At 68.1% G+C, this 12500-nt stretch carries 15 protein-coding genes; all 15 read right to left on the reverse strand.

Translation table 11 applies throughout. From position 1 onward, the window contains the following. Positions 1–89 precede the first annotated feature (89 nt). Entirely contained in the window at positions 90–950 is an 861-nt protein-coding gene (locus ACFYOB_RS36940; protein ID WP_388568178.1) for an immunity 49 family protein, read from the reverse strand. Then, complete coding sequence (locus ACFYOB_RS36945; RefSeq protein ID WP_388568181.1) at positions 950–3910, reverse strand: hypothetical protein; 2961 nt, start codon at positions 3908–3910, stop codon at positions 950–952. Before ACFYOB_RS36945 ends, ACFYOB_RS36940 begins: the two co-directional genes overlap by 1 nt. Then, positions 3907–4356 carry a DUF6507 family protein gene (locus ACFYOB_RS36950; RefSeq protein WP_388568184.1) on the reverse strand — a complete coding sequence of 150 codons (450 nt, stop codon included), beginning with the start codon at positions 4354–4356 and terminating at the stop codon, positions 3907–3909. The genes ACFYOB_RS36945 and ACFYOB_RS36950 overlap by 4 nt, the downstream gene beginning before the upstream one ends. 55 nt (positions 4357–4411) lie before the next feature. Next, a complete protein-coding gene (locus tag ACFYOB_RS36955; protein ID WP_388561095.1) occupies positions 4412–4723 on the reverse strand; it encodes a pore-forming ESAT-6 family protein in 312 nt (103 codons plus the stop codon). Positions 4724–4761: 38 nt separating this feature from the next. Continuing rightward, positions 4762–5094 carry a hypothetical protein gene (locus ACFYOB_RS36960; protein ID WP_328926890.1) on the reverse strand — a complete coding sequence of 111 codons (333 nt, stop codon included), beginning with the start codon at positions 5092–5094 and terminating at the stop codon, positions 4762–4764. Positions 5095–5603: 509 nt separating this feature from the next. After that, the gene (locus tag ACFYOB_RS36965; protein ID WP_388568187.1) at positions 5604–6251 is read right to left on the reverse strand and encodes an OmpA family protein; all 648 of its coding nucleotides are present in this window, start codon (positions 6249–6251) and stop codon (positions 5604–5606) included. Between the two features lie 4 nt (positions 6252–6255). Further along, positions 6256–6843, reverse strand: a complete 588-nt coding sequence (locus ACFYOB_RS36970) for a hypothetical protein (protein ID WP_388568190.1) — start codon at positions 6841–6843, stop codon at positions 6256–6258. Between the two features lie 31 nt (positions 6844–6874). Beyond that, a complete protein-coding gene (locus ACFYOB_RS36975) occupies positions 6875–7516 on the reverse strand; it encodes a pilus assembly protein TadG-related protein (protein ID WP_388568194.1) in 642 nt (213 codons plus the stop codon). Then, positions 7513–7770 (reverse strand): hypothetical protein, encoded by a 258-nt coding sequence (locus ACFYOB_RS36980; RefSeq protein WP_388568196.1) that lies wholly within the window; start codon positions 7768–7770, stop codon positions 7513–7515. Before ACFYOB_RS36980 ends, ACFYOB_RS36975 begins: the two co-directional genes overlap by 4 nt. A 110-nt stretch (positions 7771–7880) precedes the next feature. Next, complete coding sequence (locus ACFYOB_RS36985; RefSeq protein ID WP_388568198.1) at positions 7881–8573, reverse strand: response regulator; 693 nt, start codon at positions 8571–8573, stop codon at positions 7881–7883. Positions 8574–8576: 3 nt separating this feature from the next. Beyond that, positions 8577–9467, reverse strand: coding sequence for a DUF5936 domain-containing protein (locus ACFYOB_RS36990; protein WP_388568250.1), 891 nt, complete (start codon positions 9465–9467; stop codon positions 8577–8579). 16 nt (positions 9468–9483) lie between these two features. After that, positions 9484–10422, reverse strand: coding sequence for a type II secretion system F family protein (locus ACFYOB_RS36995; protein ID WP_388568200.1), 939 nt, complete (start codon positions 10420–10422; stop codon positions 9484–9486). Next, positions 10419–11765 carry a CpaF family protein gene (locus tag ACFYOB_RS37000; RefSeq protein WP_388568202.1) on the reverse strand — a complete coding sequence of 449 codons (1347 nt, stop codon included), beginning with the start codon at positions 11763–11765 and terminating at the stop codon, positions 10419–10421. Before ACFYOB_RS37000 ends, ACFYOB_RS36995 begins: the two co-directional genes overlap by 4 nt. Positions 11766–11767: 2 nt before the next feature. Continuing rightward, positions 11768–12133 (reverse strand): TadE/TadG family type IV pilus assembly protein, encoded by a 366-nt coding sequence (locus tag ACFYOB_RS37005; RefSeq protein WP_388568205.1) that lies wholly within the window; start codon positions 12131–12133, stop codon positions 11768–11770. Position 12134: 1 nt separating this feature from the next. Next, the gene (locus ACFYOB_RS37010; protein ID WP_388568207.1) at positions 12135–12500 is read right to left on the reverse strand and encodes a TadE/TadG family type IV pilus assembly protein; all 366 of its coding nucleotides are present in this window, start codon (positions 12498–12500) and stop codon (positions 12135–12137) included.

Consider the following 12500-nt stretch of genomic DNA (forward strand, 5'->3'; position numbering starts at 1 on the left):
GTGGCCGCCTGTGCCGGGGCCGTCGGGGTGGGGTGCTCCGGAACCGGGGCGGTCCGGTTCCCGGCCCCGGCGTCGGACGCCCTGGCTCGTCAGGTGGTGAACTCGCCGACCCACGTGCGCTTGAGCAGGTGCTTGGGCAGGTATTCGGACTCGACGTCGATGGGGAAGCCCGCGTCATAGGCGAGGCAGGCCATCGCGAGCGGGCCGATCGCGACGAGCCCACGGGCGTCGCGCGCGAGGCCTTCGTCGGCGGTCCAGTACTGCTTGTGCAGCGTGAGGGCGTTGGCGAGCGAACGGTTGAACTGGTCGTGATCGTCGGTGACGAAGCGGTGGAAGAGGTCCACGACCGGCCACAGGATCTTCGTGGTCATCTCGGGTCCGGAGATCGGAGCGGCCTCCGGAGCCAGTCCCTCGGCAGCCTGGAGGAGCTGGTCGCCGAGGTCCGGACGGCTCAGCCAGTACGACCGGAGCGTCTCCGTCCACGGGTGGATGTACGTATCGAACTCGGCTCCGGATGCCTGCAGCAGGGACGGCGGGATCTCGCAGAGCGCGTCCAGCCGTGCCTTGTCGCGACAAATCACCGACAGGTAGAAGACGTTGATCCAGGTCCCGGCGTTCGCCCAGGACCGCGGCCCGGAAGCGGGGAGGGATCGCATCTCGTGGTGGATGAGGCATTCGACGCTCTCGGAAGTCGTGGCCGCGGCCGCGAACATCGCTGAACCGGACTGCATGGCGACCACCCACGCCTCCCACGTCTCCAGCCACCCCGCCGCAGGGTCCGGAACGCTCCGCTCCTGGGCGAGGAGCAGAGCATCGGACATGGCGTCGGCGATCGCCTCGGGCGCCTCCTGCAGGTCTTCGAGCGCCCACACGACGCCCTCACTGAGTACGGGGTCGCGCCCCGGGAGGTCATCACGGAGGAAGTCATGACGCGGAACAGAGAGCGCCATTAGCGTCCTCCTCGGTAGAGATCGAAGTAACTCAGTTCGGCCCCAGCATAAGTCCCGGTGTGTTTGTTGGCTTGAACCATCACATACTGAACCTTTTGCCTACGGAGAGCCGGGATCATCTTTTCCGCGATCTCCTTGTCCTCGCCGCCTCGGGCCTTCATTTCCTCAAGGATCGTGCGGACGTACTCGATCGTCCCCTGCTTGACCTTCACGTTGGCGTGAGGGCCGGCGCCCTGACGCCAGCCGAGCTCCCCACCGGGCGCCTTGGCCTCGACGATGAGGAAGTCACCCTTGCCGTTGTCGAGGTGGTACAGCTGGTCGAACCTCCGCGCACCGTGGCCGGTGTCCATGAGGTCGATCCACTGCGGATTGCGGAACTCGGCGGGAACGACGTGCAACTTGGCCGCACCCTCACCGAGCTTCTCGCCGACCTTGGTGTTGTTGGGGACGTCGCCCATGGCCTCCTTGGCGGCATCGAGCGTCACAAGGTTTTCAGCGGTCTTGGACTTGTCGTACGCCCGCTGTGCGTCACCGAGGTCCAGATACTTCTGATGGATGTCGGCCAGCTCGTCAAGCTTCGGAGTGACGTGCGTCTGCACAGAGTTCACGTCGACGGGCTTCGAGGGGAGGCGGTAGTACTCGCGGTCTGCGGAGGGGAGGTCGTCGGTCGCCAGCCACTTCGGGTTGGTTCCCTCCTTCAGCTTCGGCAGTCGCTGCCCGTCAACGATCGCGTCAGCGTCGAGTCGGTGGCCTCGCGTGGCTTCGTAGTGCTCCAGTCGCCACGCCTCGTTCTCGTTGGCCAGCCGCACGTGCTCGTCATGCCAGTACTTCGCCTGCTCGGGCGTCCGCTGGACCCACTCGGTGCTGCCCTCTCCGTGGCGGAGGTCCCCCCGCTGGTGGGGGCCGGTGTCCGGGGCGTCGTCGCCGGCGCGGGTCGCGTCGTCCACGCGGCCCGTGCCCGGGTTGTCCGGCAGGCCGCCGGTGCCGGGGCCGCCCGTGTGGGTGCCGGCCGTGGACGGGGTGTCGCCGTGACCGCCTGTGCCGTGGTCGGCCGCGTGGGTGCCGTTCGTGCCCTGGTCGGCCGCATGCGTGCCGGCCGTGGACGGGGTGTCCGGGTGGGATCCGCTGCCGGGGGTGTTGTTCAGGTCGTTGCGCGGCATGTTGTCCGGGGCGTGGCTGCCCGGGGTGGAGTGGTCGCCGGCGCGGCCCGTCGGGGTGTTGTCGAAGGCGCCGGTGCCGTGCGCGCCGTTGTCCACCGTGTGGAGGGGGTCGGGGATGTCGGATCCGAGGTGGATGCCGTCGTCGGCGCGGCCGCCGACGCCCACCAGGACGCGGTCCGGGGCCTCGACCTTGACCGGGGTCTCGATCTTGGCGGGGGGCTCGGTCTTGGTCGGGGGCTCGATTTTGTCCGGGGTGGCGTGCAGGGGGGCGTCCGCGTCCGGCTTTGCGGGGTTCGTGCCCGGGGCCTCGATCTTGGCCGGGGTGGCGTGCATGGGGACGTCCGCGCCCGGCTTCGTCGCCGGGTTCGTGCCCGGGGTCTTCTCGACCGGGGACTCGACGCCGCCCTGGTAGACGCTGCCGTCTTCCTTGTACAGGTTGCCGTCACCGTCGACGTACTTCGCCGGGCTGTCGTCGAAGGGCAGCTTGACCGTGCCCGGGGGCAGGGTGGCGGTGCCTTCGGGGAGTTTGATGGTGCCGTCGGGGAGTTTGATCGCCCCGTCCGGGACCGCCGAGCCCGACGGGAGGTGGATCGCACCGTCGGGCAGATGGACAGCACCCTCGGGGAGGGCTACCGCGCCGTCGATGTTGATGTTCGGGACCTGGATCTTGCCCATGCCCCTCAGAGCGGCCATCACATCGCCCGCCTTCGAGATGCCCGCGCCCGCGCCCTTCATGATGTACGTCATCGGGTCGACGACCCGGCCGGCCTTGCCCGCCAGCGACAGGGCCTTCGCGACCGCACCGGCCTTGCCCGCACCCGACACCGCACCGCCCGTGCCACCCGAGGCAATGGTGGTGATCACGTTGAAGGTGACCGCACCCGCTGCCCGGCCCGGGTTGGAGCCCCACTGGTCCCACGCGAGCAGGGCCTTGCCGGTCTCCTTCATCGCGGTGCGCGACTCGCGCAGGTAGGAGGGCAGTTTGTCGTCCGGGAGCGCCATGAACAGCGGGCCCGCACCCGGGATCGTGGTGATCGCCAGACCCGTCGCGAGTTTCCCCAGTCCCGACCACGACTGCTTGAAGGCGTCCAGGCCCTGGAGCCCGACGAGGCCGCCCAGGCCCTTGAGGGTGCCCCATACGCCGTCGACGAAGAAGCCCTTGGTGAACTCCCAGCCGTGCTCCCAGAACTGCCAGCCCGGTATGGACTCCTCCACCGCGTCACCCCACGGCAGGGACTTCGACGCCTTGAGGACCTCGGCGTCATAGCCGTACATGCCCTCGCCGTGGGAACCGTCGTCCTTCTTCAGCGGCGTGCCGCCCACCAGAGCGACGATCTTGGCGTGAGCGGCCGTCTCCACGTCCTGGAACTGCGCCCACACCTCGGCGATCTTGTTACGGCGATCGAGGTTCTCATCGATCAGATCGCCGTCTTCACGCCACTTCTCGTCCTTGTCCGTCTTCTCGCGGAACGCTTCCGCTTCCGCCTTCAGGTGCTCCAGCTTCTTGATGATGGGCGCGGCGTCACGTGAGTACGTGCCCAGGGCGCCGGCGATGGTGCACATGTCGGAGCTGAGCTTGAGGCCCAGGTCGGAGACCGGCTTCGTCGTCGCGAACAGCTGGTCCGCCTCCGGCGCCTGGTAGAACGCCTGCAAGCCGCCGTAACTCGTGTGGACGTCCGACGTCTTCGTCGAGACCGCGGCCCCGCCCGACGAGATCGCCTTCACCTGCTCGTCCAGCACGCGCAGATCGCCCGTGAAGACCGGTACCTCAGCCGGATCGACGGGCGCCTTCCCGCTCACTTCTTGCCCCCCGGCTGCTCTCGCAGGACCTCAAGGTTCACGGCCCTGGCCGCGTCCTGGGCCGCCTTGGCCTGGTCCAGGTCGCCTTCCAGGTACTCGTTCGTCGCCTTCACCGCGCCGAGGATGCACGCCTCGATCCGCTCCGCCATCGACTTGAACTCCGGCTTCCGCTTGGACAGGTACTCGCCCAGAGCGGCAGCCACCGGACCCATCGCCTTCTGCGACGCCAGGAAAGCCTGGCCGGGCGCCGGGGCCGCACCGGGGGCCAAGGGGCCCTGCGGAGTCATCCCCGACGCTGAGCCGGGCACGGCCGTCCCCGCCGCCTGAGCCGCCTCCGACATGGCCGTGATCAGGGCGTTCAAGGCCTTCTCCAGCTCACCGGCATGAGTGCCGACGGTCTTCAACTGCCCCTGCACACCCTGCGGCTTGATGTCCCACGACGTCACCGACGACCCACCCCCGTGTAGCCCACTGCCCTCGGTCCTGCCGAAACGATCCTGCTCAGCCGATGTTGTCGACCGCGGCCTTCGCCCGCTGCAGCGTCTGCTGCGCCGTACCGTCGTTCTTCTCCAGCGTCGTGTTCAACAGCTGGATGATGTTCTTGACCTCTTGCGACGCGTTCTTCCACCGCGTCTCCTTGGCGTGGTAGTCATCCGCCACACCATCCGCAGCGAAGTCCGACATCGCCTTCGCCACCTGCGCCTCACGCGCCGCGATCACCTGCTCCAGCTGACCGATCACGACCTTGATGTTGCCCTGCGCCTCCGTCGAAGCACCCACGTCGTACGAACGACGGTCCTTGTCACCAGCCATCACAACCACACTCCCCGCGAAGAAAACTCAGAACAAGATCAACGGCCCGAGAAACGGGCCGCATCGAAGTTCGCCGCCGACTGCTGCTGCCGCGCGTTCTCACCCTGCTCCTGGTCACCCGACCCGAAAGCCCGCTCCATACCCGACTGACCACCCAGGATCGCCGCCAGCGAAGCGTTCAACTCCTTCGCGATACCGTCCGAACGCGCCTTGAACGAGTCGAACGCCACCTTGCCCTGACCGTTGAACTTGCCCTCCAACGGCTGCGCAGCATCCACCAGCAGCTTGATCAACGTCCCCAGGTCCGTACTCGAATTCCGCGACCCCGACATCAGGCTCGTCAGAACCTGCGTCCCCATGTCGAACTTCATCCCACTCCCCCGCACACTCGAACGACGGTAAGTATGACTAGTCCTATCAACTTACATCGCTGATGCAACGAGCAACGAGGCGGCCGTGACGCACTTATGACAAACCGGCAGGCGCGGAGAGCGCGGCAGGTCCGGAGGGTGAGGGGCTCCGTTGCGTACGGGTACTGGTGCCCCGACGCGGCGCCCGCTGCCGACTGTTGAGCATGCGTCAGCAACGCCACCGCTTGCCGCCGACTACTCCAGGTGATCATCCTCGGGGTCTGGTCCACCCGCGCGCGCCACCCTGGAGGTCGGTGTGACCCTCCGCTACGCCCGGGCGGCTGCGGCACCGGAACGAAGCCGGCTTCCCGTCGAGCGAGCCGCAGGCCGTCGGCGTGCGCGAGGCAGGGCCCGCACGTGAGCGGGGACGGAACACGCTGACGCGCAAAGGCAGGAAGGTGTGGAAGGTCATCGCATACGAGAACTCCCGCGCCGATGTCCGGCTGGGCCACGTGCCGGCCGGCTGAGGGTCAGCCGCCCGCGCTGCGAGGGAAGGTGATCTCGACGCGGCGGTTCTTCTTGCGGCCTTCCTCGGTGCTGTTGTCGGCGATCGGGTAGTCCTCGCTGTACCCGCGGACGTCGAAGACGACGCCGGGGTTCGTCACGGTCTTGGCCAGCTCGGCCTGCACGGCGTCGGCGCGCTGCTTGGACAGCTCCTTGCCGTGCTCGTAGCTGCCCTGGTCGTCGGTGAAACCGAAGACGCGGACGCGGGTGGCCTTCTGCGTGTTGATCTCGCCGGCGATGGCCTGGATGCGGGCGGCGGCCTGGGCGTTGAAGACGGCGCTGTTCTCGGGGAACAGCACCTCGGACTGCAGCGCCATCATGACGGTCTGGTTGGTCTCCTGCCGCCGCTGCTCACCGCCGAGGTCTTCGACGACCTCGACCAGGTCAAGCACCTTGGAAGGCGCGAGGGTCCCTCCTTGGGGCAGCTTCAGCCCCAAGGCGTTGGGGTCGACGGGCAAGGGTGCCGATGCCGATGGCTCAGTGCCCGGGGGTACGGACGGCTGAACTCCGTCTGCGGACGCAGCAGTGGCTCCAATGAGGTGAGCCCCCGCGACGACGAGGCCTGCCACTCCAGCGGCGGCAGCTATGCGATAGCGGTGGGTCAAAGCGGTCATGGCGTCACCCGGAAATCTTGATGGTTGCCGTGGCGAAGGTGGGAATGGTGAAGTCGACCTCGGAAGCACTTGCCGGCGGCGCGGGGAACTGAGCAAAGAACGGAACGGATTCTCCCGGCCCGATGCGAGTAATGCCGATTGTGCAGGAGCAGCGCCCCTCGGTGTCCCGAAGCACGTAGTAGCGCTTCTTGCCCTGCTTGTCGACCATAGTGGCGCCCGCAACAGACGCTGCGCTCGCAGTTCTCTCATCGCCTCGCCAAGCGGCCGTCTCGACGTACGCCTCAGTACCGTCGTTCTTGATCTGTCCGCTGACCGTCACGAAGTTGCCCACTTCGCGCACAGCCGAGTTGATGTTCAGAACGATGCTGGACGGGCCCTTCACAGTGGCGATGACCTCTGTTGGCGTAGCACTCTTACTCCCGCTGGGGCCAGGAGCCGGCGAGTTGCCGCTCTGACCGTTCGCAGCGGAGGGCGTCTGCGGGCTCTTCGGCTTCTCGTCGCCGCCACCGCATCCGGCCAACATGAGGGCCATGACCGCTGTACCCACAACGGCCATTCCCCCACGGGCCTTCACCATGCGCCGAATGCTCATCTATGAACGCTTCCTTGTCTCTCGTTCCCTGTCAGCCAACGAGTCGCACGCTGAACAGCTTTCTGGTCAATGCATTGAGCGAGCCCGGGTTCAGCGGGTCGAGCTTGACGAGCTCTCCGCCGCAAGTGAAGTTCACCGTGGGTGGAGCTGGCGTAGGAGCTGGAGATCCACCCCCAGGCGTCGTCGTGGCAGTGGGGCTCGGAGTGGGCACCGCGCCCAGGTGACACCTCGGCTCGACCAAGGCGGTAGCCGTTGCCCTTCCATGCTTGGTTCCGGTGCCAGGAACAACCGAATCCCCCACTGTCCCGCTGGTCTCGACCGTTACGATGAAGCGCGGGAGAGCGGGCTCACATGTTGTTGCCGTTGCGTCGTTCTTCGCCGCGAAGGCTTCTGCCGCCTCGCAGGCTTCGCCAACTTTGAAGAAATCCCCGTTGACGATCTTCTTCCAGTCCGCAGGCGTCACTGTGGCGAGATCAAGGTTCAGCAGCACTTTGTCTCTGGCCTCGCGGCCAGCCGCCAATGCCGCAGCGTCGGCAGCACCCTGGGCATCGCTTCGAGTGACGGAGGCTTGGCCTACGACGAAGAAGGCGAGTGCAGCAAAGAGCAGGCCCGCCACCACCACTACGTAGATGGGAAAGGCCTGCCCTCGGTCGCCGAGGCGACCTGAGGTCATTTCTTTCCGCCACCAGCCGAGATGTCCTCGACCGCCTTCGAGATCTTGTTCGTGATCGCCGTGCCGATGCCCGTACCGACAATCGCGCCAATGATCACGATGACCACCAGGATGATGCCCAGGTACTCGAACGCGGTCTGGCCCCGGTCGAGCCCCGCGTACCGTCGGCGGATCCTCGTCACGGCCGTGTCCGCCCAGGCGTTCACGCTGATCCGCGCCTCCACGACAGTCTTCAGCAGCGCGTTGTGTGACATGGGGGTCCCCTCCCGGGCCGGTACCGGTGTCGATTTGCGGACGGTACGGTGAGTTACCTCTCGTGACCAAGGGTCCCGGGGCCCAAATGCGGACCCATTGCGCACTCCGTCTACCCATGACCGGTCACTCCTGGACGGGCGGTTCCCAGCCAGCGGGCTATGGCCTCGCTGCGGGTGGTGCTGTGGAGCTTGGCGAAGATGCGGTTGATGTGGTTCTTGACCGTCTTCTCGCTGATGAAGCAGGTGGCGGCGATCTGCTGGTTGTTCATCCCGGATGCGATCAGATCCATGATCTCCACCTCCCGCGAACTCAGCCCGAAGACGACAGAGTTGTTCATCCGCTCAGAAGAGGGTGCCACAGTTCGTTGCGCTTGCGAAGAGGACCTCAGCTCGGCGAGCAGTGCGCTCGCCGCCGTCGGGGTGAAGTGGGGGCGGCCCTCCGGGGCGTCGCGGATCGCGCTGAGCAGGGTGTCGGCCGTGAACTCGCCGTGCACCAGGTAGCCGCCGGCCCCCAACAGCAGGGTCTCCCGGACGATTTCGGCTTCCGTGCTGTACGTCAGCATCAGTACGGGAGCCAGCTGCACCAGGTGCGGCAGCGCGGAGATCCCGTCCACCCCCGGCATCCGGACGTCCAGCAGGATCACGTCCGGAGCGTGTCGGCGGGTCAGGCTCAGCGCCTCGCGGCCGTCCGCCGCCTGCGCTATGACCTCGATGTCCTCGGCCTCGCACAGGATGGCCGCCAGGCCCGCCCTGATGACCGGGTTGTCATCGGCGATGAGCACGCTCAGTCGTGCCGGTGCCACGGCTCAGCCACCCCCCAGCATCGCACCAAAATCGACGTTCGCCCCGTACACGAACCCGCAGACGAGGAGGATGAGTGTGCCCGGGAGCATGAACATGGTGACCGCGAACGTCGCCTTCGGGACGGCGCGGGCCGCGCGCCGGCGGGCGTTCTGGGCGTCCGTGCGGCGCATGTCCTCGGCGATCGCGATCAGGGTGTCCACGATCGGGGAGCCGAGTTCCTCGCCCTGCTGCAACGCCGTCACGAACTGCGCGACCTGTTCGCTGTCGTTGCGCCGCCGCAGCTCGTCGAAGGCCTGGCGGCGGCTGACGCCCATGTCCATCTGCTGCAGGGTGATGCGGATCTCGTCCGCCCACGGGCCCTCGTACTTGTGCGCCACCCGGTCCAGCGCCTGTCGGAAGCCGAGCCCCGCGCTCACCACCACCGCGAGCACGTCCAGGAAGTCCGGCAGGGTCCGCTCGATGTGGTCGCGGCGGACCCGGATCGCCGACCACAGCCCGACCTCGATCCAGAACAGGCCGAAGGCGACCATGAGGAGGGCCGGGACCAGCTGTCCGTTGATCAGCATCGAGAAGGCACCCAGGGCGCCCAGGGCCCCGTACACCGCGCGCCGCGCCGCGTAGCGGTCGATCGTGAGGCCGGCCGGGTTGCCCGCCATGTCGATCTGGCGGCGCTTGCGGGCCACCTGTTTCGGGCCCATCAGGCGCAGTATCAGCGGTGCCCAGCGGATGCCCATCCGGTCCACGAGCGAACCCACCGCCGTCGTACGGGTGGCACCGACCTCCAGCGCGAGGGCGAGGTCGGTCGGGAGTTTGACGTCGGCCCGGTAGAGCCGGACGCCGTGGAAGACACCAAGGACGGACACCGCCACGAGCACGGCCAGGAGAAGAGCGATCACGCCGGCAGCCCCCTCACACGTCGATCTTGGACAGGCGGCGGATGAGGACGAAGCCGAGCGTGAAGAGCCCGAGCGCGACCAGGACCGCGGTCTGCCCGATGAAGGCCCCCGTCATCCGGTCCAGCGCGCCCGGCATCATCATGTCCACCAGCAGCAGCGAGCCGAGGCCGATGGCCGGGACCAGGTACGCCGTCACCGTCACCTGGGACAGCTGCGTACGGATCTCCCGGCGGGTCTCCTTGCGCTGCTCCAGCGTCACGGTGAGGTTGCGCAGGCTCTCCACGATCGTGCCGCCCGCACGGGCGGACAGGACGAGCGTGGAGACCAGGACGACCAGTTCCCGCGAAGGCAGCCGCTCGGTCAGTTCGCCGAGGGAATCCTCGATGGAGTGGCCGACGGCGAGGCGGTCGGCGACGCGCGCCAGTTCCTCGCCCGCCGGGGCCTCCAGTTCCTCGGCCGCGATGCCGATGGCCGTACGGAGGGCCAGGCCGGCCTGGGTGGCGTTGGCGAGGATCCGGGCCAGCTCGGGGAGCTGGTTGATGAACCGCTCCGTACGGCGGGTCCGCTGCCAGTTGAGGAAGGCGTTCGCCGCCCACAGCCCGATCAGGCCCGCCACCGGGCCGAAGAACGGGGCCAGGAAGGAAGCCGCGACCAGCCAGACGCCGGCGACCGCCAGCAGCATGTAGACGAAGAACTCGCCCGGCGTCAGGTCCAGGCCCGTCGTCGCCAGCTTGATCTCGATGCGGCGGCCGAGCCTCGTCTTCCTCAGCCGCCGGTCGACCCCGGGGAAGCGGCGCCGCCTGCCCGCCGGGGGCGGTGCGCCGGTGGCCGAGAGGCGTTCGATGAGGGCGGCCCGCTGCGCGCGGCCCGCCATGTACGCGTGCACGCCGAGGATCACGAGTACGCAGGCCAGCAGTGTGGCGCCAAGGGTGAGGAGGATGACTGGGTTCACAGGGCGGTCCGGGTGATGCGGGCGGTGAGCGGGTCGTCCGGCAGTGCGACCCCGAAGGCCTGCGGGATCGGCTGGTTGTTCATGTAGAGCCGGTCCGCGATGGGCCGGGGCAGCGGGTAGTACTCGAAGAAGCCGTACACCCGGCCGTCCGCGCCCATCGGCTGGGCCACGAACCGGCAGACCGTCGTGATCCGGAAGGGCTCGCGGCCGTGCGATTCGAGGACGGAGATCTCCGTGATGCGGCGCGAGCCGTCTCCGAAGCGGGTGAGCTGCACGATGACGTTGACGGCGCTGTTGATCTGGTCCTGGAGCGCCTCGAAGGGGATCTCGACCTCCGACATGGAGGCGAGGGTCTGCAGGCGCATCAGGGCGTCCGAGGAGCTGTTGGCGTGCACGGTGGCGAGGGAGCCGTCGTGACCGGTGGACATCGCCTGGAGCATGTCGAGCGTCTCCCCGCCGCGCACCTCGCCGACGATGATGCGGTCGGGGCGCATGCGCAGGGAGTTGCGTACGAGGTCGCGGATCGTGATCTGGCCCTTGCCCTCGACGTTCGCCGGGCGGGACTCCAGGCGGATGACGTGGGCCTGCTGGAGCTGGAGTTCGGCCGAGTCCTCGATGGTGATGATGCGCTCGCCCTCCGGGATCAGGCCGGAGAGGGCGTTGAGGAGGGTCGTCTTGCCGGTGCCGGTGGCCCCGGAGACGATCAGGTTCATCTTCGCCGCCACGAGGCCGGACAGCAGCAGGAGCATCTGCTCGTCGAGCGAACCGAGCGCGATCATCTCGTGCAGGGTGAAGGCGCGCGGGAAGCGGCGGATCGTGAGGGTGGCGCCGGTCAGGGAGAGCGGCGGGATGATGACGTTGACGCGTTCGCCGCTGGGCAGCCGGGCGTCGACCATCGGATTGGCCTCGTCCACACGGCGGTTGACGGTGGAGACGATGCGCTCGATGGTCTGCATCAGCTGTTCGTGGGAGGCGAAGCGCAGCGGGAGCTGCTCGACGCGGCCGGACCGCTCCACGAAGATCTGGTCGGGGCCATTGACCATGATCTCGGAGATCGAGGGGTCTTCGAGGAGCGGTTCGAGCACACCGAGCCCGAGGGCCTCGTCGACGACGCGGCGGATCAGCTGCGCGCGCTCGACGGTGGACAGGACGGGCCCTTCACGGCTGATGATGTGGCCGAGTACGCGCTCCAGGCGCGCCCGTCGCTCGGCGGGCGCGAGCGCGGACATCTCGGCGAGGTCGATCTCCTCCAGCAGCTTCGCGCGGTACGAGGAGACCAGCCGGCCGTCCTCGCGCGGGCTGTGCCGGTCGTCGGGGGTGTTGACCCGGGAACGCAGGCTCATCGTCAGGGGCCCTTCGGATCGTCGTTGGGCATGACCGCTGTCGCCACGGCGTCGGGGATGTCGAGCCCGGGCACGATGGCGTTGATCTTGATGGTGACCGTCGCGGTCACCGCGTCGCCTCCGGACGGCACCGAGACGTCCGCGGCAAGCCCTTCGCGGATGGCGGCCCGTCCGGCGGCCGCTCCCCGGCCAGGGTGCTGGGCCTCGACCCGCGCCGCCGTACGGGCCGCCGTGTCCGCCTGCTCGTGGACGTACGCGACCCAGCCGAGCTGGATCCCGCACAGCGCCACGAACAGCAGGACCGGTACGAAGCCGATGTATTCGATGGCCACTTGGCCCCGGTCGGAGCGCATGCGTCGTCTGTTCACGTCACTCCGTCTCCCTCTCCATCGCCGCGCCGCCCGTGCCGTCGATCGAGCCGAAGTTGAGCCCCGGAAAGAGGACGGGGATCTTCAGCGTGACCGTCGCCTTGTAGATGTCTCCCGACTCGCGGCAGTTGGGCGTACCCATGCCCCACGCGTCCGAGACGTGCTTCCCGGCCGCCGCCACGCACGCGGCGTGCCCCGTCACCGCCCCCGCCCGCGCCGCCTCGTCCGCCGCGTTGCCCGCCAGGGAGAACGCGTAGCCGATCAGCACGCACTCCCACACCGCCGCCACGAGCAGCAGGATCAGCGGCACCGTGCCGACGAACTCGACCGCCACCTGGCCCTCGTCCCTCGGTCTCCCCGGCGGCAT

The organism is Streptomyces sp. NPDC006463 (assembly GCF_042870715.1).
In the GTDB taxonomy this organism is placed as follows: domain Bacteria; phylum Actinomycetota; class Actinomycetes; order Streptomycetales; family Streptomycetaceae; genus Streptomyces.